The 20,835-nt window shown below is 39.7% G+C and carries 21 protein-coding genes and 1 pseudogene; 4 read left to right on the top strand and 18 right to left on the bottom strand.

The annotated features are described in order from the left end of the window. Positions 1-105: 105 nt before the first annotated feature. A complete protein-coding gene (gene murB / locus A3M5_RS0118850; protein ID WP_026221815.1) occupies positions 106-1,017 on the top strand; it encodes a UDP-N-acetylmuramate dehydrogenase in 912 nt (303 codons plus the stop codon). A 13-nt stretch (positions 1,018-1,030) separates the two neighbouring features. Here the strand turns inward: murB and A3M5_RS25575 are convergent, their stop codons facing one another. Next, on the bottom strand, positions 1,031-1,204 hold the full coding sequence (locus A3M5_RS25575; protein ID WP_018395333.1) for a hypothetical protein: 174 nt from the start codon (positions 1,202-1,204) through the stop codon (positions 1,031-1,033). Positions 1,205-1,235: 31 nt separating this feature from the next. Continuing rightward, entirely contained in the window at positions 1,236-1,493 is a 258-nt protein-coding gene (locus tag A3M5_RS0118840) for an acyl-CoA dehydrogenase family protein (RefSeq protein WP_018395332.1), read from the bottom strand. Between the two features lie 596 nt (positions 1,494-2,089). On the opposite strand from A3M5_RS0118840, the gene A3M5_RS0118835 reads away from it, so the two are divergent. Continuing rightward, positions 2,090-2,983 (top strand): DMT family transporter, encoded by an 894-nt coding sequence (locus A3M5_RS0118835; protein ID WP_018395331.1) that lies wholly within the window; start codon positions 2,090-2,092, stop codon positions 2,981-2,983. A gap of 47 nt (positions 2,984-3,030) precedes the next feature. Here the strand turns inward: A3M5_RS0118835 and A3M5_RS0118830 are convergent, their stop codons facing one another. After that, positions 3,031-3,567, bottom strand: a complete 537-nt coding sequence (locus A3M5_RS0118830) for a methylated-DNA--[protein]-cysteine S-methyltransferase (RefSeq protein WP_018395330.1) — start codon at positions 3,565-3,567, stop codon at positions 3,031-3,033. Beyond that, positions 3,557-4,153: a bifunctional transcriptional activator/DNA repair enzyme AdaA gene (locus A3M5_RS0118825; protein WP_018395329.1), complete on the bottom strand. Its 597-nt coding sequence runs from the start codon at positions 4,151-4,153 to the stop codon at positions 3,557-3,559. Before A3M5_RS0118825 ends, A3M5_RS0118830 begins: the two co-directional genes overlap by 11 nt. 344 nt (positions 4,154-4,497) lie before the next feature. Here A3M5_RS0118825 and A3M5_RS24115 point away from each other — a divergent pair. Next, positions 4,498-5,006 (top strand): annotated as a pseudogene (locus A3M5_RS24115) (DNA-3-methyladenine glycosylase family protein); the annotation flags it as partial. 148 nt (positions 5,007-5,154) lie between these two features. On the opposite strand, the gene rbsK reads toward A3M5_RS24115, so the two are convergent. From rbsK to A3M5_RS0118780, 8 genes are all read right to left on the bottom strand, one after another. Then, positions 5,155-6,036, bottom strand: a complete 882-nt coding sequence (gene rbsK, locus A3M5_RS0118810; protein WP_018395327.1) for a ribokinase — start codon at positions 6,034-6,036, stop codon at positions 5,155-5,157. Positions 6,037-6,082: 46 nt separating this feature from the next. Continuing rightward, positions 6,083-6,676 carry an XTP/dITP diphosphatase gene (locus A3M5_RS0118805; RefSeq protein WP_018395326.1) on the bottom strand — a complete coding sequence of 198 codons (594 nt, stop codon included), beginning with the start codon at positions 6,674-6,676 and terminating at the stop codon, positions 6,083-6,085. A 27-nt stretch (positions 6,677-6,703) separates the two neighbouring features. Next, complete coding sequence (locus tag A3M5_RS0118800) at positions 6,704-7,633, bottom strand: nucleoside hydrolase (protein WP_018395325.1); 930 nt, start codon at positions 7,631-7,633, stop codon at positions 6,704-6,706. Between the two features lie 24 nt (positions 7,634-7,657). After that, a complete protein-coding gene (locus tag A3M5_RS0118795) occupies positions 7,658-8,839 on the bottom strand; it encodes a NupC/NupG family nucleoside CNT transporter (protein ID WP_018395324.1) in 1,182 nt (393 codons plus the stop codon). Between the two features lie 153 nt (positions 8,840-8,992). Further along, entirely contained in the window at positions 8,993-9,910 is a 918-nt protein-coding gene (locus A3M5_RS0118790) for a pseudouridine-5'-phosphate glycosidase (protein WP_018395323.1), read from the bottom strand. Then, a complete protein-coding gene (locus A3M5_RS0118785; protein WP_026221813.1) occupies positions 9,911-11,005 on the bottom strand; it encodes a carbohydrate kinase in 1,095 nt (364 codons plus the stop codon). It lies immediately after the preceding gene. Between the two features lie 107 nt (positions 11,006-11,112). Beyond that, positions 11,113-11,367, bottom strand: a complete 255-nt coding sequence (locus tag A3M5_RS26695) for an EamA family transporter (RefSeq protein ID WP_082193937.1) — start codon at positions 11,365-11,367, stop codon at positions 11,113-11,115. A 102-nt stretch (positions 11,368-11,469) separates the two neighbouring features. Then, positions 11,470-12,378 (bottom strand): EamA family transporter, encoded by a 909-nt coding sequence (locus A3M5_RS0118780; protein WP_018395321.1) that lies wholly within the window; start codon positions 12,376-12,378, stop codon positions 11,470-11,472. A gap of 542 nt (positions 12,379-12,920) precedes the next feature. Between A3M5_RS0118780 and A3M5_RS0118775 the strand changes: the two genes are divergently transcribed. Next, positions 12,921-14,012 carry a carbohydrate kinase family protein gene (locus tag A3M5_RS0118775; protein WP_018395320.1) on the top strand — a complete coding sequence of 364 codons (1,092 nt, stop codon included), beginning with the start codon at positions 12,921-12,923 and terminating at the stop codon, positions 14,010-14,012. 235 nt (positions 14,013-14,247) lie between these two features. On the opposite strand, the gene A3M5_RS0118770 is transcribed toward A3M5_RS0118775, so the two are convergent. Genes A3M5_RS0118770 through A3M5_RS0118745 form a run of 6 tightly spaced genes read right to left on the bottom strand, consistent with a single transcriptional unit; the run spans position 14,248 to position 20,826 of the window. Beyond that, positions 14,248-14,997 (bottom strand): DeoR/GlpR family DNA-binding transcription regulator, encoded by a 750-nt coding sequence (locus A3M5_RS0118770; RefSeq protein WP_018395319.1) that lies wholly within the window; start codon positions 14,995-14,997, stop codon positions 14,248-14,250. A gap of 16 nt (positions 14,998-15,013) precedes the next feature. After that, complete coding sequence (locus tag A3M5_RS0118765; protein WP_018395318.1) at positions 15,014-16,201, bottom strand: saccharopine dehydrogenase family protein; 1,188 nt, start codon at positions 16,199-16,201, stop codon at positions 15,014-15,016. Further along, positions 16,198-17,301, bottom strand: a complete 1,104-nt coding sequence (phnW, locus tag A3M5_RS0118760) for a 2-aminoethylphosphonate--pyruvate transaminase (protein ID WP_018395317.1) — start codon at positions 17,299-17,301, stop codon at positions 16,198-16,200. The genes A3M5_RS0118765 and phnW overlap by 4 nt, the downstream gene beginning before the upstream one ends. Further along, positions 17,280-18,092, bottom strand: a complete 813-nt coding sequence (gene phnX, locus A3M5_RS0118755) for a phosphonoacetaldehyde hydrolase (protein WP_018395316.1) — start codon at positions 18,090-18,092, stop codon at positions 17,280-17,282. The genes phnW and phnX overlap by 22 nt, the downstream gene beginning before the upstream one ends. Then, positions 18,092-19,825 (bottom strand): ABC transporter permease subunit, encoded by a 1,734-nt coding sequence (locus A3M5_RS0118750; RefSeq protein ID WP_018395315.1) that lies wholly within the window; start codon positions 19,823-19,825, stop codon positions 18,092-18,094. Before A3M5_RS0118750 ends, phnX begins: the two co-directional genes overlap by 1 nt. After that, on the bottom strand, positions 19,822-20,826 hold the full coding sequence (locus tag A3M5_RS0118745; RefSeq protein WP_018395314.1) for an ABC transporter ATP-binding protein: 1,005 nt from the start codon (positions 20,824-20,826) through the stop codon (positions 19,822-19,824). The genes A3M5_RS0118750 and A3M5_RS0118745 overlap by 4 nt, the downstream gene beginning before the upstream one ends. Positions 20,827-20,835 lie beyond the last annotated feature (9 nt).

The following is a 20,835-nucleotide window of genomic DNA, read 5'->3' as shown; positions in this document are numbered from 1 at the left end:
CTGTCATAAATGCGTTAAGTCTAATTATTATTCGCCATTTAATTAACGAATGGCGCCATATCCTTTATAATAAGAATGATCAAATAAAAAGGATGGTGAGCAGCTATCGATGCGCTGCAGATTGTAAATGAATTAAAAACGAAGATAGATGAAAAAACGATTGATTTGTTCTTCCCTTTATGGAAGCACACATATACAAAAACAGGCGGCACGGCAGACATTTTCATTAAGCCAAAACATATACAAGATCTTCAATTGGTCATCGAATATGCACAGTCGAATCACATTCCACTTACTGTTTTAGGAAACGGTTCGAATGTGCTTGTGCGGGATAAAGGGCTGCGTGGGATCGTTATTACACTTGAGCATTTTAATACGATTGTTGTAGAAGGCAATCAAATAATTGCCGGAAGCGGCGCAAAAATTATTGATGTATCACATACGGCATTAGAGCATCATCTGACTGGCCTCGAGTTTGCCTGTGGAATTCCTGGCTCTGTTGGAGGGGCGCTTGTCATGAATGCCGGTGCATATGGCGGCGAAACATCGACCGTTTTAAAAAAAGCGACCGTTTTTTCTCATTCGGGCGAACTTATTGATCTAGAAGAAAAAGACTTTCATTTCGGGTATCGTAAAAGTGTCTTTACCGAGAAAGACTACATTATTGTAGAAGCTCTGTTTGAACTGCAGCCTGGTGAGCATGCAAAAATTAAAGAAGAGATGGATACGTTTACAGCGCTTCGCGAAGCAAAACAGCCGCTTGAATACCCATCGTGCGGAAGTGTCTTTAAACGGCCGACCGGTTATTTTGCCGGCAAGTTAATTCAAGACAGCGGCCTTCAAGGAACACGGATCGGCGGTGCTGAAATTTCAACGAAACATGCTGGATTTATTGTAAATGTAGACAGTGCTTCCTCAACCGATTATTTGGAATTAATTCAGCATGCACAAGATACAGTACGGGAAAAATTCGGCGTCGAGCTTGAAACAGAAGTGAAAATTATCGGTGAAGATTAAAAACGATTCCGCTTCAAAAGGGCACAACTTTTGAAGCGGTTTTTCTATTAAACACGCAAAAAAAGCGGATATATTCAAACACATCCGCTGCTTCTAATGTTGTCGTATGATATTTAGCTGGATTGGATGGCGCTTTTGCGTGATCAAGGTTTTGTTCGATTAAATAATCCAACCATTTTTTATTCACTACTATACACTAACTGCTTGTTTACAATGGTTTACAGCAGCCCTAATGCGTATTGACCGGCAATTTGCCGTTGGCGATCTACTGGGTCATGCAGCGTCAATGTTCTTGCATTGCGATAATACATATCAAAATCGTAGCTTCGTGTAGCGGAGCGCGCACCCATCACTTGGAAGATGTCGTTCGTTACATCGAGCCCTGTTTCGGTAGCGATGATTTTCGCGTGTGAAACAGCAATCTCGATTACCTGTCTATTTCCTGCTTCTTTTTCATCTGTAATTGATGTTTCCAAAGGTCCATCACTTGGCATTCTTATCAAAAGGGACAGCAAATCATTAAGCACCATTACCCAGGCATTACTAAAAAATATGAAACAAACATCGATCGTTCATCATTCCGTTTCTGAATTAATCTAAAAACCTAGAGGCCAGCAACGCCTCTAGGTTTATTTGAAATTATTTTCGGGTCTTTATATAACAGCTAAGTGTTCGTCTTTGTTTTCACTGAGGTGGAAGAAAAACCGACTAAAGAAGAGATTCTTACATGGTCTTCAGCATGGGCCAACAAGATCAGCTTTTATAAATGAATAATTTTTAAGGGGCTGTCTCATAAGCCCTTTGATATATAAAAGTTTACTAGTATCATTTTCACCTAATCAGATTATAACTGACTTATTCGCTAATTAGAGATCTATTAACTGACCATCTTCTACTTTCCAGCTGTCTTCTTCAGTGGGAGTCTTACTGTCCGTTAATACGGGATAAAGTGTCTTATGACATCTATCTCTAATTGCACATATATTTTCTATGAATAGTGTGTTCTTTACTGGAAATGTTGTATCCGTTAAAATAGCATAGTTGTCATTCATTACAAAAGAAGGTGTTAGTTTTGTTTAAAGTATATGCCTGGCTAACGTTCTGTGTAGCAGTCTGGGGAAGTAATTTTATCTTTGGTAAAATATTAGTTCAGGATTTTTCATCTGCTATGCTCACCATGTTAAGATTATTATTTATTGTGATCTGCTTACTTATTTACTCTTACTTTAAAAAATCCTTTAAAAGAGTGAATAGAAATGAGTTTTTGATGATTATTATATTAGGTATTGTCGGCGTATTTATAAATCAATGGTCTTTTTTTGAAGGCTTACAAACAGCTGATCCAACAACATCTGCGCTAATTTTAGCTACTACCCCCATATTAACGGGATTTTTAGCAGCTGTTTTTTTGAAAGAAAAATTAACTATACGTATGTGTATAGGTTCTATTGTAGCCATTCTAGGAATTTATTTTGTTGTAACCAAGGGCGGCTCTACATCCCTCCAGTTTGATAAAGGGTTGTTATGGATCATCGTAACAATGGCCACGTTTTCTATTATGATTATCATGACAAGAACATTGTCACTGAAATTAGATTCATTAACGGTCACTTTGTATTCAAATGTAACAGGTTTTATCATTTCCATTCCATTTGTCTTCTTGCTAGATAAACCTATTCGTGTTAGTTCAGAATTTCCAACTTGGCTCTTTTTAATTGCTACTGCCATTGTTGTACATGGAATCGCCACATTAGCATGGAATCGCAATATTCGATATGTTGATGCTTCGAAAGCTTCCATGCTTTCAAACTTAGAACCATTTATCGCTATGCTTATGGGAGTAGCTTTACTATCTAAAGCCATTACAGGTGTAGAAATCTTAGGTGCCATATTTATTGTTGGAGGTGTCGTATTGTCTACGTTTCAACGAAAAAAGTTATCCAATTCAGCTATATCCAACAAATAATAAAAATTTGATCCCACTTTAGCGATTCAATTTTTGTTTTCACTGCATTAGGTATTTGTAATCCCACCGTTTTTAGCTTCTAATTGAAGCAGATATTGCTTCATCTCCGTGCCTCCCCGATAACCGGTTATCGCTCCATTCTTTCCAATGACACGGTGACATGGTACTGTAATCAACACCGGATTGGCACCAATTGCCGTTCCAACGGCGCGAACGGCCGTAGGTCTTTGAATGAGCTCGGCAATATCGGAATACGAGTACGTTTTGCCATAAGGAATCTGCTTTAACGCTTCCCAAATTTCTTCTTGAAACGGCGTTCCTTTTACATCTACAGCTAATGAGAAAGATTGCCGTGTCCCCTCAAAATATTCGCGCAGTTCATTTATATATGGCTTTAATGCTTCTTCATTTTCTACAAGAGACACTTTTGGAAAATGTTTTTGTATCCAAGCTTCAAGCTCCTCATACGACTGCCCAGGTGAGCCTACATAACAAAGGCCCTTTTCCGTTTTGGCTGCATATAATTTCCACTGTTTGTATGTCAGAGTGGACCATTTGATCACTTGTTCTTTTTTATTCACCATGATTTTCCCGCCCCTTATTCACGTTTTGGTGGTATGCTTTTCGGTAGCCTGATGGCGTATTTCCCACCATCTTTTTGAACAATGTAATAAAATAAGGCGTGTTCAAGAATCCTACAGCCGTTCCGATGTCAGCAATCGATTGCTCGGTTATCTCAAGCTTATTCATTGCTTTTTCAATGCGAACTTGTTGAATATACTCCGTTGGTGATATCCCCTTCACACGCTTAAACAATCGCTGCAAGTGGTAAGGGCTGCCGTGGGAAATATCCGCCAATGTATGAAGTGTGAGAGGTTCGGTATAATGATGATCGATCCATTCAACAATTTGCTCGATCCACTCCTCTGCAGGCAATTGTAATCCATCAGGTTTACATCGCTTACACGGCCTGAATTTTTCCTCCAAAGCGATATAAGCATTTTTGAAGATGCGCACGTTCTCTTGATTAGGTGTCTTTGATTTACAAGAAGGACGGCAAAAGATGCCCGTCGTCGTGACCCCGTAAAAAAACGTGTCATCATACGCTGCGTCACATTCTATAATCGCTCTCCAGTACGCATCGGGAATCTTTGATTTTTTTACTTCCATCACGTGTTCACCTCTACTTTTATTCTATACGTTAGTACTTATAAATAAACGATTTATCAATTAAAAAGCAAGATAACGTAATTTTTTTTCTTAATTATGCGATTAAAATAGAAAGACCGCGTGATTGAGGAGGGACAAAAGTGAAAGAACAAGATAACTTGATCAAATAATTTCCTGAAAAACACAAAAATGATCTTCAGACAAACACATTGATCAGGGGGAGTTGGGAAGATCATATAGATGAATTGGTCATCCATACGCCAAAAGAATTTAGCTTTTAGGAAAACATGCGTTACTTGTCACGCTCTCCAAATGAATACTTTTTTGAAATCGTTCTTGCTTAGGGGATTCTTGGGCAGCAAATCAACCTGACGTATGCCTGTACATTGAAACGGCGGCTTGTGGAGATGTTTGGTACACATATTGAATATGATGGAAAGAAATATTGGCTGTTTCCTACACCTGAAGTGATTGCCGATTTAACGGTGGAAGATTTAGCTGATATGAAGATGACGGTCAAGAAAAGTGAATATTTAATTGGCGTTGCCAGGCCTCTCGTTCGCGGTGAACTTACGAAAGAAGCGTTGTTGAATGCAAAAGATGTAAAAACGGCCGAGAAAATGCTAACTAAAATCCGGGGAGTCGGTCCTTGGACAGCGAATTATGTATTAATGCGCTGCTACGTTTCCCTGCTGCCTTTCCGATCGATGATGTAGGGTTGCATAATTCGATGAAATTGGTCTTGGAAACGGAAGCAAAACCGACGAAAGAAGAGATTCTTACATTGTCTGCAGCATGGGCCAACTGGGAGTCCTATGCGACTTTTTATTTGTGGAGACTAATTTATTCATAACTGACATTCCATTAGAAAAAACACCTCCAAGTTATTTTAGGTAGCCATTACCCGTTTTTCAACTTAAAGGTGTTTTTATTTGTCTCACTCTATGGAGTCAGTCCCATCATATGAGAGGGTTTTTAATAATCTTAATTAATAATGTTTACTATATTTCTAAATTCAACCTATTTAAAACACTTTCTAATGAAGGCATACCACTTTGAGCACCTTTTTTCTCAACTGATATAGAAGCACTTGCATTTGCAAATCTTACTGCTTCCTCAATACTTTTTCCTTCTGTTAATGCAACAGCAAAGCTCCCATTAAAAGTATCACCAGCACCTGTTGTATCAACAGGATTCGTATTAAATCCTTTAATGAATACATGCTTTTTACCGTCATAAAAACGGGCACCTTTATCACCTAAAGTTACAATTAATTTATTGGGATAACGTTCTAATGATTGTTCAATATTTTCACCAAAAATACTAATACATTCAGATTCATTTGGCGTAATATACGTTGCTAAATCAATAAATTCATTTTTAAAATTATCAATTGGTGCAGGATTTAATACAACAGGAATGTTATGATCCTTACATATTTTCAATGCTGTATGAACTGTATTTGATGGTATTTCCAACTGTATAACTACCATTTCGCTTTTAATAATCTCATTTTTAACAAGTTCTATTTCATTGGATGTCAATAGATTATTCGCACCAGGAACGACAATAATTCTATTATCAGCATTAGAAACAATGATTGAAGCGATACCTGTTGTTTCATCGGGAAATAAAAACACATGATCTGTTTTTACGTTTTCTTGTTTTAATGAAGTCAATGCCATCTTTCCATATTCATCCGTACCACAAGCACCAATAATTTGAGTTTCCTTCCCTAATCTAGCAATAGATACTACTTGATTTGCACCTTTTCCACCAAAAAAAGTTGAAAAAGAATTTCCTAACGTAGTTTCTCCTTTTTTGGGTACATGATTTGTTTGAACAACCAGATCCATGTTTACGCTTCCAATTACGGTAATCACATTATCACCTCTATTAAACGTTTATACAATGATAGAAGGAATATTGTTAGAATAAATCGTTTAATTTACTTTTTAATTGTTTTATAGCATTTCCACGATGGCTAATTTTTGATTTTTCAGCTCTACTTAATTGAGCCATTGTTGTATTGACTTCTGGTAAAAAGAATATTGGATCATAACCAAAACCATTTGTACCAGATGCTTCAAAAGCAATTTCTCCTTCGCACGTTCCCTTAAAAAATACAGGTTCATGGTTTGGTCTTGAAATAGCTAATACACAAATAAACCGACACGTTCTTTTCTCTTTGGGAACGTTTTCAAGTTCAGCTAATACTTTTTTCATATTATCAGCATCTGATTTATGATTACCAGCATATCTTGCTGAATATACACCTGGTGATCCGTTCAGTTGATCAATCATCAAACCGCTATCATCAGCTAAAACAGGTTCATTTACCATCTTTGATAATGTTTCTGCTTTAATTCGTGCATTTTCTTCAAACGTACTACCATTTTCTTCAATTTCAATAGCATCTTCTAGATCATTCAACGTTTTTATTTTATAACCTAAATCCGAGAACATCTCTTGATATTCTGAAGCTTTACCCACGTTATTCGTTGCAATCCAAATAGTTTTCATTAAACTTACTTCCTTCAATATTAGGTTCTAGTATTTTTTAAGTGCTTCAATCATTAGTTCCCAAAAACCTTCTACATCAAGTTCTAACCCAAACTTAGCATTAACTTTTCTGCCAGTGACCCCATGTAGATCAATTAACGTCGTTCCTGCAGTAAACTCTCCTTTTGTTTCCACCGTAATGTTTACATCTTTCGTCTTAAACAATTCTGGTGCAACACAGTATGCCACAGTTAATACATCGTGTACTGGTGCCCCATCAAAATCGAACATTTCTTTATATGTCGATGCAAAAAACACTAATAATTCGCCAACTATTTTAGCAACATTGTTATCAATTGTATTCACTTGTTCGATAACTTCTTTTGTTGCTAAGGCTTGATGTGTTATATCTAGTCCCATAACCACTATTGGAATCCCACTATCAAATACTTTTTTTGCAGCTTCTGGATCAGCCCATATATTAAATTCAGCAGTTGGCGTCCAGTTACCAAATGTTCCACCACCCATAAGTACAATCTCTTCAATATTGTCCTTAATTTCTGGTGCTTTCGATAAAGCTAAAGCAATATTTGTTAATGGTCCTGTTGGAAGAATTGTAACCGGCTCATTTGATTCTTTTATAAGTCTTATGATTGTATCAAAACCATGTTCCTCACTCCAGCTGCGAGAAGGTTCAGGCAACTCTGGGCCATCTAAACCTGAGTCTCCATGAATACCAGGGGCAGTTTCTCGTAATCGAACCAATGGCTCACTCGCCCCTTTTGAAACAACAACTTCTGTTAATGAAACTAAATCACAAATTTTTAATGCATTATTAGTCGTTTTTTCGATTTCTGCATTTCCTGAAACCGTTGTTATTCCTAAAATCTCCAATTGTGGTTGTACAGCAGCTAATATAATTGCAATTGCGTCATCATGCCCTGGATCACAATCCATAATAATTTTTCTTTTAGTCATTCTATTTCACCTCTATAATAATATTTACATGACAAGACCCATGATTGTGCCTGAAATGACAGATGCTAATGTCGCACCTAACAATAATTTCAAAGAAAATTTCGCAACATGATTCCCTTGTTTTTCACTGATTGACTTGATTGAACCAGCAACAATTCCCACAGTTCCAAAGTTTGCAAAACTAACTAAATAAACAGATACAATTGCAATTGTTTTATCGGAAAGATGGTTTGAGATCTCACCAAAATTCAGCATTGCAACAAATTCATTTGTTATAAGTTTTGTAGCCATAATTCCACCTGCTTGTACAGTTTCAGCCCATGGAACACCCATTAAGAAAGCGATTGGTGCAAAAACATAACCAATAACTGTTTGGAATGAAATGTGAAATACGCCTAAGAAAATCACATTTATCAATTCCATCAAGGAAATAAATCCTAATAGCATAGCGGCAACAATAATAACAATTTTAAATCCATCCATTACACTTTCTCCAACCATTTGGAAGAATGGAAGTCTTTCTTTTTCTTCAATTTCAATTAAATCTTCACTATCGTCTAAATCGTATGGGTTTATAATGTTAGCAACGATAAGTGCACTAAAGATGTTCAATACAACAGCTGTTACAACATACTTTGGCTCTAACATTGTCATATAAGACCCAACCATCGCCATACTTATTGCACTCATTGCTGAAGTACAAATTGTGTAAAGTCTTTTTGGAGATAAAAGGGGAATTTGTTTGATAATTGTTAAGAACACTTCTGGTTGTCCAAGTGCAGCTGTAGATATAGCAAAATAGCTTTCTAGTTTTCCCATTCCAGTTATTTTACTTAAAATTAAACCTAAATATTTGATTATGAACGGCAATACTTTTATATAATTAAGTATCCCTATTAAAACTGATATAAAAACAAGCGGTAATAAAACTGCAAGGAAAAATGAAAATCCCCCTTCATTCAACATACCACCAAATACAAATTCGATTCCTGAATTAGCAATCTTCATTAAATTTTCAAAAAACAAGCCCACTTTAGTAATTGCAATTAGACCTATACTAGTATTCATCATGAAGTAAACTAAAATGATTTGCACAGCCAACATGATCAGAATACGTTTATACTTAATTTGTTTTCTATTATTACTAACTAAAAATCCAATAACAAAAACAAGCAAAAGTCCTGTTAGTAAGAATATAAAATTCATGTGAAAAACCCCCTTTTGTTGTTAGCGTTTACATTACTTTAGGAAAAACAACTCCTATAAAGTCTAATTATGTCAATACTGTAGAAAACAATATTTCGAGAAATTTAACTTTATAGAAGTTGAGTTTATGCTAATTACAAGCTAAATTTCATATTATTTCGTTTTATTGTTGAAACTAACTGCAATTTGTGTTCCTACTTTAGCATTGTGTTTTACTAATTCAATATTGGCATCAAGGCTTTTTCCGCCAGTTAATTCTTTAATTTTTCCTAGCAAGAATGGTGTACTATCTTTACCAATAATATGATTTTCTTCTGCTTCTTTGATTGCTTGAACAATAATTCCATTGATATAGTCTTCATCCATAGCATGTTCTTCTGGGATTGGATTAGTGATTACAGCCCCACCTTTAAGGTTTAATTCCCATTTCGTTTTTAATGTTTCAGCAATTACATCGATGGAATCAGTAGAGAAGTTTAATTGATGCTCACTTCTTCTTGTGTAGAATGCTGGCAGGACCTCAGTTTCATATCCAATGACAGGAACCCCTTTTGTTTCAAGGTATTCTAGTGTAAGACCTAAATCTAAGATTGATTTAGCACCTGCGCAAATGACAGCTACATCTGTTTGAGCCAATTCATCAAGGTCAGCTGAAATATCCATCGTAGTTTCGGCACCTTTATGAACCCCGCCAATACCACCTGTTACAAAGATTTTGATATCTGCTAATTCAGCACAAATCATTGTTGTTGCAACAGTCGTTGCACCTAGTTGTTTTGTAGCAATAATTTGAGCTAAATCACGTCTTGATACTTTTGCAACACCTGAACTTTTACCAAACAACTCTAATTCATCATCTGTTAAACCAACTTTTATTTTCCCATCAATGATTGCAATTGTTGCTGGAACAGCACCGTTATCACGAACAATTTGTTCCACTTCACGAGCCATTTTTACGTTTTGAGGATAAGGCATACCATGAGAAATAATTGTAGATTCTAATGCAACGATTGCTTTTCCTGTCTCTTTTGCTTGTTGTACCTCTGCAGATAATTCAATATACTTTTTCATTTAAATTGCCTCCATATCTAATGTAAATTGTTTTTGTGATAATTCTTGTCTAACTGTATACTTTGACTTAATTGTTTTATGAGAATTGACTAAACCTGATTTAATAATGTAATCAGTATCTTTCTTTTGCAGCCAAGAATAAATAACTCCTGAACAGAATGAATCTCCTGCACCTGTAACATCAACAACCATTGGTGTTTCGATAGCTGAATAATGTTTAATTTCCCCATTTTCCAAACCTGCCATTACACCTTTTGATCCATTCGTTACAATGACATTTTTGACTCCTAACTCCAACCACTTCTTAACTGAATTTTCCCAATCTTCATCATCATTGATTTTAATATTCATAAAAGTTTCTGTTTCATCTTTATTTACGATGAGCCAACTCGCTGCACTCAACGTTTTTGGCAGTCTGTTCATTTTTGGAGACGAAACAGGGATAATGACTAATGGAATATTATATTTTGATGTGAAAGAACAAATATAATCAATCGTTTCGCTCGGACAATTCAAGTCCACTACGATACATTTAGCTCTTCTAAGAAAATTACTGTTTTTTATCATCAACTCAGGAGTAATATTTTCATAAACATCCATGTCTGCTAATGCAATTGATAAATCACCATTCTTATCTAAAACTGCTGTATAGGAACCCGTTGACGAATTTTCAAAGCGAGCGACATGTTCTACATTCATAAAAGGTGACGATAAAGCACGAATCTCTTCCCATTCTGAATCGAGGCCACTTGCTGAAATTAGGAAAACTTCCTCACCCAATCTCCCTAAGTTTTCAGCAATATTTCTTGCTACTCCTCCAACTGATGTAGAGGATTTTACTGGATTAGACGTTTCATTAGTAATTTCATGTTTCGCATAGAATTTTCTATCTACGTTTGCTCCCCCGATACAAATAATAGGGGTTGTTTCATTTAGAACATAAGCCTTGCCCATAACATACTCTTTCTTGATTAGTTCAGAGATAATATTAGCAATTGACGACATTGATAGTCCTACAATTTCTGATAGCTCCTGTTGGGAAATAAACGGATTTTCTCTTATCATGCCTAAAATTAATTCTTCATTTTCATTAATATCATCAGCCATTTCTACACCCCCTTTTCATTACAAGTGTTTATCAATTAAACATATGTTTAGTATACGTTTTCATTTTAGATTGTCAATAGTGTTTCAAATAAAAATTAAAACACTCTTTCGCAATTTGTTAACTTTATTGATGACAACATCATCCCAACCAATATAAGATCCATACCAAATACCCGTACTAAATTTACACTTACATGTAATAACAAAACAGAAACTGTAACAATAAATAGTAACTCAATAGCACTTAAAATTGATGCTGATCCTGAACCAATTTTTGATACAGCAATCGGGAATAATACTACTGGTATAATCAATCCTAAAGTTGAGCCTAAACCAAAAAAATGCCTCATCCACTTTATCTTTTGGATGAGGCATTGTCTATCAGCAATATTTTCATTTGTGTTTTTTAAAATTCATCAAACATCATCAAGCATGTAAGATTTATTTTTTGCTTATTGTTGCGCAACTTCATTTTTAGTTAACAATATATTTCTATTTAGTATCGTTGGTAAACTTATACCGAGAATAATGGTTACAATACCTACTATTTGCAGCGTAGTAACAGTTTCACTTAGTAATATGACTGACACCATTACCGCGATTGGCAATTCAATAGCACTCAAGATTGATGTCATACCTAATCCAACTTTAGGAACTGCTATAGTGAATAAGAAAACCGGAATAATCATCCCAAATAACCCCAATGCCAAACCATACATCCAAAGTCCTTCGTTAAACAAAGTCCCATTCCAAATAATTTCCGGAGACTGAAAACCAGCCGACATCATAAAAGCAGTGAAAGAAACAATTACTAACCGATTAGAGGTTGTCATACTTGTAGTTGCCTTACCATTAACAAATAAAAATAGGGAATAACAAAGAGCGGCCGCCAACCCCCATAACCACCCTTGAAAAGGTATTTGAGATAAATCAACATCAATCAAACCAGCTGCTGGTATGGATCCCATAACCAAGATTATTATAGAAAAAAATTCAATTCGACTGGGAAGTTGGCGTTTTGTTATACAAGAAATCAACATGCCTATCCATGTAAATTGAAACAGTAGTACAACTGCCAATGAAGCAGGTAAATAGTTCAAAGACTGACCGTATACAATATTTGTTAACCCCGTTAAAACGCCTGCAAAGATAAGAATTTTAACTCCATTAAAGCTTAATTTCGTTCTATTTGTAAGAAGGTAAATACACACAGCGATGCAAAAACCGATAAAAAATTGACTTGTAACGGCTTCCTGGGCTGAAAAACCACTATGCATTGCTAATTTTATGATAGTTGAAACTACACCATAACTACTAGCTGCTATAACTACCAACAGGGGGTACAGATACGTTTTCATCATTCTACTTCCTCCTATAATTTATAATTATTATGATTTTTCAAAATTCGTATGGCAAAAAAATCATAGTACCCAATATAAATCACAGATAGACTTTTTTGCAATCTATTTTTTGTTTATAATAGATTTGACTATATTATCTGTCTGTAATATTTAGGTCTCGTACAATGTATCTATCACTAGTAAAGATAATAATAATAAAATTTAAAACCTTTATAATTCAAGCGGAATTTTAGCACGTTAGGAGCACTACTATTTGAATTGAAAGCACAGAAATGAGATGGCTCAAGAGTATAAATTATCCTAAAAGTATTTTAGTTGTATAATAAATTAGGGGGCAAGAGTAAAAACGAGAATTTTGTACGCTAAGCAATTTTGTTTCCTTAGCATACGAACTATCGGTTTTCTTTATAAACAAACAGAAGGAAAAAGTTATTATTATCACCAATCTATAAGAATACTATCAAAATTGTATATAATATTAAGCATTTACAAACACTTGTTTATTATATAAACTATTGTTCAAAGAGAGATGAGGTTGTTTAATGGATAAGGAGCAACAAATTTTATCTTACATAAAAATGAATCCTTTCATTTCACAGCAAGAATTATCAAGTAAAGTTGGTTTATCACGACCTGCTGTTGCTAATTATATTGCTAACCTGACGAGACGCGGTGAAATCAAAGGACGTGGCTATATTCTCCAAGAAGAATCCTCGATCGTATGTATCGGAGGGGCAAACACAGACCGAAAAGCGCGAACAAATCAGAAGGTGCGTTTATATTCATCCAATCCAGTAAAAATTACTGAAGTTTGTGGAGGTGTAGCACGCAACTTTGCCGAAAATTTAAGCCGGCTCGGCTGTAGCACTTCTCTTATGACTTGTGTCGGCGACGACAAAGAAGGTAACTGGATACTGAAGCAAACGAAAAGTCAAGGAGTGGATGTTAGTCAAGTATGGGTATTCCCAACTGAACGTACAGGGACTTTTACCACCTTGTTAGATATTAATGGTGAAAGTATTGTCTCCATGGCTGATATGAATATATACGAAAAAATAACAACTTCCATGATTGACGAAAAATGGTCCTATATCGTTGCCTCAAAAGCTGTTTTTTTGGATACGAATATTCCTAAGGAATGTATCAGCTATTTAATTAAACGCTGCAGCGATGAAAACATCCCTATTTACATTGACCCTGTATCTTCAGCCAAAGCTCGAAAACTTCCTTTACGTCTTGATGGTGTAGAACTGCTGATTCCTAACCAAGAAGAAGCAGAGATGCTTGCTGAAATAAAAATCGACTCAATCAAAGATTGTCAATCAGCATGTGAAAAAATTAGACAGCGTGGCGTTCAAAAAGTTATTATCACGCTTGGTGATCAGGGGATTTATTATTTCTCTACTGAGGAATCTGGGCATTTGTCTCCTTTCAAAGCTGATATTGTTGATGTCACAGGGGCTGGTGACGCATTTGCCTCATGTGCAATATATGGAATCATGAACAAAGAATCACTATTTAGTGCCTGCCAATTAGGACTTGCTGGCGCTGCTCTTACCCTTCAAACTGAAGAATCTATATCATCATTTTTAAAACCTGAAAAACTTCATGAAATAGTAAAGGAATTTTCGTGATGAAATCATATTTGACTTTTACCGAAGAAATATTTCCTTTTCGTTGCTAGTGATTATCCTGCCGTTGTGAAGCATATTCGTTTGTACCGTTTCAAGCGTTTAATAAACACACTGCTGTCCGAAAATTGGTTCACGGTCACACACTGTTGTTCATGATAATCCCCTTTTCTCCATCGTCATGCCTGTATCATAACCAAAGCAAAAAACTCCGGAGATCCCTCACCGGAGTTTTTATTTATGACCGCGCAACCACCCAGTTATCATTCGACCAGCTGCCTTCTGCCGGGCGGTCGGTGACGATGAAATCCACTTGCTGCAAAGGCGCAATACAGTGTGTGGCCCGCGTGTTCATTTTTGAATAGTCCGCGAGCACATAACTTGTTTCCGCCTGTTCCATATACATCTGGCCGAGCACAGCTTTGTCGCTGTCGTAGCAGGAAAGGCCAAATTCCGGATGAACCCCGTCAACGGCAATAAACGCTTTGTCGGCATGAAGTTCCCGTACCACTTTCGTCGTCAAGCTGCCAGCCGTCCGCCAGTGATCTTTTTGTACGAGTCCACCGAGGAAAATGATGTCGCCTTCAAAATCCGTCTGCATTAACCGGTTGGCGAGCGGAAACGATGTGGTCATCACAGTGATCTCTTTAAACCGGCTCAGCCCGTCTGCCATTTGCAAAGTTGTTGTTCCTTCATCGATAAACACAACATCACCTTCTAAAATAAACGAGACGGCCTGTTCAGCGATAAGCCGCTTTTCCAGCCGGTTTTTCGTTTCCCGATTTAAAATCGGCGGTTCCTCTTTTTCACTGAGCCGAACCGCACCGCCGTATACTTTTTTTAGCTTTTGATCTTTTTCCAGCTCATCCAAATAGCGACGGACCGTTTCCGTCGACACGACAAATTCTTCGGCAAGATCCGAAACTCGTACACTTCCATATTCCGCTACGTACTCCATAATCTTTAATTTTCGTTCTTCCGCCAGCATCGGCGTCCACCTGCCTTTATACATACGATTCTTCAGGCAAGACAGCTTTCTTTTCGATATGAACATGAATGCCTCGTTTTTCAAGCAACGGGAAAAATAATTCTGGATGGGCGCCAAATGCCTCTTCCGGCGTCAGCACACCCGTTTTTCCCACGTCTCCTTTCGCCATGCGTTCCGCCACCACCGCAAACGGAATCGCCACATTACGCGTATACGCACGCAGCCCTTCCCAACCTGGCACGGACCCATCGCTTTTCGGGTGCGTATGCGTCAGCTCATAACAAATCGCCTCGCCGTCTTTTTCCCCGATCACTTCTATATGAAGCGCATAGCCATACAGTTCGGTCGACTGTCCTTCTTCTGATTGAAGCAAGTATGAACTGATGATATCCATTATACCCTCTTCTTCGCCGCCAACACTTACTTTTTCATTTCGTAAAATGCCATACTCATACAGTGCACGCACGAGACGCATGTTTTGCTCCGGCCATGTGCCGCGTGTTTCAATTAACTGGACGCCTTTATCTTTCAATGCTTTGGCGAGCGTTACTGTTTCGGAATGCGGAATAATATACTGTACCGTATGACCGTACGGCTCCGGCAAATGAATATCACGCGGACGGGCAAACGGCTTCACCTGAACAAATTCACCGTTTTCAAATACGACACGCCCTGGCAGTTCCGGGTCATATTCATAGGTCGTCGTTTCGGCAATAGATTTGGAAAATGCAATCGGCCGGAACGACCCGTGGCTCACCCGGACGGACTGCACCGAATCCAGACGGTTCGCTGCGTACATCGCCATCATTTGCGTCAGGCCCGGCGTCATTCCGAAGCCTGGCAGCATTGTTTTTCCGTTTGCTTTAAACGTCTCTTCATAGGCAAACTCTTCCCCGAATCCATTCAAATTAATCCCATGGCAGCCCGCCGCTGCAATCAATTTCGTTGTTTGGCCATTCAATTGAATCGTCGTCCCGTCCAGCACAATGTCAAATCCGGTCATCTTGGCTATCGTATCTGCTTCGTCAAACACATTTACTTTCACAAACGACACACGCGGATCATTCAGCCACTCTACCACACTGGAGCCTTCTTCTTCATTATAATCGCCAATCATAATTTCTTCGAATGAAGAGTGCTCCACTAAATCAAGGACAGCTTCTCTGCTGATTCTGCCTGCTCCACCTAGACAAAATATTTTCATATACGTATCGCTCCTCTCACAGTCATATACGTTTTAATAGATTCAAGCAGCCGCTGAATATCCGAGACGTGTATATCACCAATGGTCCCGATCCGGAATGCAGGAAGATCCGTTAATTTCCCTGGATAAATAATAAATCCATCTGCTTTTAACGCTCTATAAAAAGTGTCAAATGAAAACGCGCGGTCTAGATACAAAAACGATACGATAAACGGTGATTGAATTGATTTCGAGACAGCCGTTTTAAAACCAAGTGCTTCCATGCCGGCGATCAATGTTTCTTGATTTTCACGGTATCTCGCTTCCCGTGCTAACACACCACCTTCTTCATCCAGTTCCAATAGTGCCTGTGAAAACGCATGAACCGCATGTGTGGGCGAAGTAAACCGCCATTTCCCACCGTCATTTTCCATCGTTTCGAACTGATCGTACACATCAAGCGAAAGCGACGGTGCACATCCTTTTCGTGATTTTAACAGCGCACGGTTTGCTAGTACAAAACCAAAACCCGGCACACCTTGCAGGCATTTATTTGAACTGGAAACGAGAACATCCATGTTCCAGTTAGCCATTGACATGTCCATGCCGCCAAAGCTCGACATCGCATCGACCATCGTCGTTTTTCCAAATTGTTTCGCAATCCCGCAAATGTCTTGAGCCGGATTCAAAAGCCCCGCAGTCGTTTCCGAATGAACGAACATCACGTGTGTAATCGATGAATCAGCACGCAGCTTTTCTTCAAATGAAGCAACTTCAAGCGCCATTGTATCATCTGCCGTCACCGTGCTGTACGGAATATGTAAACGTTCGGCAATTTCCACCATCCGCCGTCCATACGCCCCGTTCACGCCGATGAGCACATGATCTTCTTTTGATATAAACGTACCGATCGCCGCCTCCACCGAAAATGTACCACTGCCCTGCATCAAAACAGCAGTATACTGATCTCCGCCGCCAGCCAGTTTCACGAGCTGACTGCGTATGCCGCGCGTCAGCTTTTTGTATTCTTCTTCCCACGTACACCAGTCACCCATCATCACTGTTTTAACGGCATCTGTTGTTGTCAGTGGACCTGGAGTTAAAAGGAGAGAACGGACCATGATGATTCCTCCTTTTCCGAAAGAGTACGATCAAGTTCGCGAATAAACGCCGGCAGCTCGTCAATGGATAACAGCACCGCATGCGCACCTGCCGCCATTAGTTTTTCACGTACAGCCGCTTCACAAACGGCGCGTTCGTTTTCTGTCAACTGTGATACTTCCTCCATTGATAAGCCAAGTTCGCTTGAGCCGTAAATCAGCCCGACTGTCCATGCACCTGCATTCCGGCCTTCTTCCATATCGACTGTCGTGTCGCCCACTTTCACAATCCTGTTCATCGGATACATACCGAGCTTCATCGCCGCATAATACATCATCCATGGATATGGACGGCCTGCATCCACATCATCCGCTGTCACAGTCACATCCGGCTCATAGCCTTTTTCCGCCGCACCCGCACGCACAATGTCGATCATCTCCCTCGTATAGCCTGTTGTTGTCCCAATGACTAATCCCATTTCCCGCAGTGTCTCGACCGCTTCTACCGCGCCTGGCACTGGATCCGTGTATTCATCAAGACTTTCAAACAAACACGCTTCAAACCGCTCATTCAGCTCACGAACATCCGCTTCTGTCGGCTCTCCTTGCCACTGTTTTCGAATCGACGGCATCTCAAGCATCGTCCGGATATGATCGATTTTCGCCATGCCCATTGGCTCGCGTGTTTCATCCATCGTGACCCGAATCCCTTTTTCTTCAAATATTTTCACAAAACTTTCAACCGGCGCCATGCAGCCGTAATCTACTGTCGTTCCCGCCCAATCAAGAAATACACCTTGAATTGTTTTCATCACGCAATCTCTCCTTTTCGTTTTGTTCTTTTTACTGCCATGCGCAGGAGCTGTTCATATAAAAAACGCACAACAACATTCACAAGGACAATTAAAAGCCCCATCGCTGCTGCTGCTTCGATATTTCCTGCATCATCCAGGCTGACAATCGAAACCGCCGCTGTTTTTGTATCCGGCGTGTACAAGAAAATAACCGCCGAGATTGTGACCATCGAATTGACGAAAAAATACATCGCCATTTCCAAAAGCGCCGGTGCACACGATGGTAATGTGTAATAAAGAAACGTATCGATCCGCGTCAGCCCCAGTGTTTTCGCGACCTGTTCACATTCCGCATCCAGCTTCTTCAAAGCCGTCCGCGCCGTCATATAAGTAACAGAGAAAAAATGAAGAACCGTCGATACAATCACGATCGCCATCGTTCCATACAATCCGTGCAGCATATTTGGCACCACCAGTCCGAAGAATGACCATTCGGGGCGACTGAAAAACAGCACGTAGCTGATCCCGATCACAAGACCCGGCACCGCCATCGGAAGCAGGCTCATAAAATGACCCATTTTCGCGAGTGTAGCCGGCAGAGCACCATTTTGAAGCCAGTACGCAAACAAAAAGGCAAAAAGAGTACCGAATACCGCCGTACCAGTCGCTGCAATCAAACTGTTTAAAAAGACTGTAAACCCGTCTCCTGTGTAACTGTTAAACGTAAAATGCTCAAGTGAAAATCCGAATGTATATGGCCAGACCGGGGTCACAGACGCCACAATCATCATCAAAAACAAAACCGCAACAACGAGCGCCATGCCGTATGCGAATAAACCGAACAACACATCACGGACCCGATGTATGCCAATCTCAAGTGCTTTTGCTTTTGCATTCAATGAAAACGACGGCTTTTGTGACGCAGCTTGGTCAACCACGAATGCGATCAGTGCCGGTGTCATTAGTAAGATCCCAGCTACTGCGCCAAGCGCAAAATTTTGCTGCCCGACGACCTGCTTGTACACATCAGTCGCGAGCACATTGTACTGTCCTCCAACAAGTTTCGGTGCACCGTAATCCGTGAAGCTGAGTGTGAATGCCACCATTCCGGCACTCACAAACGCGAGCCGAATGCTGGGAATCGTAATGCCGAAAAGCCGGCCCGCTGAACTGATACCCATCGTTTTCGCGGCATCATACAATCCTTGATCCGATTGACGAAGCGCGACGTACATAAGCAAAACGACTTGTGGGAAAGTATAGATAATCTCCGCCATCACAATGCCGACCGGGCCATACAATCCGATGTCAACACCTGGAAAGAGACCAAACAAACCGGTCGTCACAATCCCCTGCCGCCCAAATAAATAAATGAGCGCAATCCCGTGCATCATCGTCGGGGCAAAAAGAGGCAACATGGCAAACCCGAGCAACACCCGCTTCCCTTTCACATTCGTACGCGAAATGGCAAATGCATACACAAAACCAAACGACAGTGCAAAAACCGTTGTCCAAAGAGCAATCGTCAGCGAATGCTGAAAGCTTGTTAACAAAGTTGGATTGAACAAATAACTGATTGCCTGGCCAAACCCGGTCCATCTGCCTTCTTCATCTTTGGCCACTTCGAGAAACAACGCCGAAATTGGCATAAAAAGCAGACAGCCAAATGATAAGAAAATAATCGTTAATTGAAGCGGGCGCCACAATGAAACACTTCGCCCCAATATTTTCACACCAGAAAGTAGCGTCACGCCATCACCACTTTTTTTGAAGGCCGTGCTTCATGCTCATGCACGGATAAATAGACAATCTTCCTTGGGCAAATGTTTCGGCTGTCCACGACGTCTGCCGGCAAATCCACAATGAGTTTTTCATTAAAAAGTGGCGATGTTCGGTCTGTGACACTCACTTTCAGGCGGTAATATGCGCCTTTAAACATCATACTGTCCACATATGTCTCCATGCCGGATTGGGCGTTAGCAGCGAAGAAATGCTCGGGACGGATCACGCGTGTTTCCCCCAATTGTTCGATCTGGTTCGACGTTCCAATAAAAGATGCGACGAACGAATCAGCAGGAAACCGGTACACATTTTGTGGTGTATCGTACTGGGCAATGCGTCCGTTGTTCATCACCGCAATCCGGTCAGCCATGGTGAGCGCTTCATCCTGATCATGCGTGACCATAATCGTTGTCATGCCAAATTCGTGATGAATACGGCGAATTTCCTGTTGTAGCTGATGGCGCACATTCGCATCAAGCGCCGATAGCGGTTCATCAAGAAGAAGAAAATCCGGTTCGATCACAAGTGCGCGCGCCAGTGCTACCCGCTGTTGCTGGCCACCTGACAATTGCTGCGGTGTCCGGTCTGCGAGTGCTTCAAGTCCGACAAGTTGCAGCATATGCATCGCTTTATCTGTGCGCGTCTTTTTTGACAGCTTCTTCGGCTTGAGAGCAAACTCAATGTTTTTGCGCACCGTCATGTTTGGAAACAGCGCATATGACTGAAACACCATGCCAATGTTTCGTGAAGAAGCAGACGAAGCTGTAATATCAGCTCCATCAACGTTCAATCCTCCCGCTGTCGGCTGATCGAGCCCCGCAATGATCCGGAGCAGCGTTGATTTCCCGCATCCGCTCGGTCCTAGTAAACTGACAAACTCTCCTTTTTCAATGTCCAGATGAATTTCTTCAAGCGCAGTCGTCTGGCCGAATGTTTTCATTACCGATTTAATTTGAAGTGATTTTGCCATCATGATCTC

The organism is Bacillus sp. 37MA (genome assembly GCF_000372765.1).
GTDB lineage: Bacteria > Bacillota > Bacilli > Bacillales > Domibacillaceae > Domibacillus > Domibacillus aminovorans.
This window is presented reverse-complemented; position numbering and strand designations above follow the sequence as displayed.

Excerpts from the sequence above, each read along its gene's own strand:
- A3M5_RS0118830 (WP_018395330.1), bottom strand. The coding sequence starts at position 3,567 with ATGGTGAATAAAAAAGAACAAGTGATCAAATGGTCCACTCTGACATAC.
- A3M5_RS0118825 (WP_018395329.1), bottom strand. The coding sequence starts at position 4,153 with ATGGAAGTAAAAAAATCAAAGATTCCCGATGCGTACTGGAGAGCGATT.
- A3M5_RS0118805 (WP_018395326.1), bottom strand. The coding sequence starts at position 6,676 with ATGAAAACTATTTGGATTGCAACGAATAACGTGGGTAAAGCTTCAGAA.
- A3M5_RS0118800 (WP_018395325.1), bottom strand. The coding sequence starts at position 7,633 with ATGACTAAAAGAAAAATTATTATGGATTGTGATCCAGGGCATGATGAC.
- A3M5_RS0118795 (WP_018395324.1), bottom strand. The coding sequence starts at position 8,839 with ATGAATTTTATATTCTTACTAACAGGACTTTTGCTTGTTTTTGTTATT.
- A3M5_RS0118790 (WP_018395323.1), bottom strand. The coding sequence starts at position 9,910 with ATGAAAAAGTATATTGAATTATCTGCAGAGGTACAACAAGCAAAAGAG.
- A3M5_RS26695 (WP_082193937.1), bottom strand. The coding sequence starts at position 11,367 with ATGAGGCATTTTTTTGGTTTAGGCTCAACTTTAGGATTGATTATACCA.
- A3M5_RS0118780 (WP_018395321.1), bottom strand. The coding sequence starts at position 12,378 with ATGATGAAAACGTATCTGTACCCCCTGTTGGTAGTTATAGCAGCTAGT.
- A3M5_RS0118775 (WP_018395320.1), top strand. The coding sequence starts at position 12,921 with ATGGATAAGGAGCAACAAATTTTATCTTACATAAAAATGAATCCTTTC.
- A3M5_RS0118770 (WP_018395319.1), bottom strand. The coding sequence starts at position 14,997 with ATGCTGGCGGAAGAACGAAAATTAAAGATTATGGAGTACGTAGCGGAA.
- A3M5_RS0118765 (WP_018395318.1), bottom strand. The coding sequence starts at position 16,201 with ATGAAAATATTTTGTCTAGGTGGAGCAGGCAGAATCAGCAGAGAAGCT.
- phnW (WP_018395317.1), bottom strand. The coding sequence starts at position 17,301 with ATGGTCCGTTCTCTCCTTTTAACTCCAGGTCCACTGACAACAACAGAT.
- phnX (WP_018395316.1), bottom strand. The coding sequence starts at position 18,092 with ATGAAAACAATTCAAGGTGTATTTCTTGATTGGGCGGGAACGACAGTA.
- A3M5_RS0118745 (WP_018395314.1), bottom strand. The coding sequence starts at position 20,826 with ATGGCAAAATCACTTCAAATTAAATCGGTAATGAAAACATTCGGCCAG.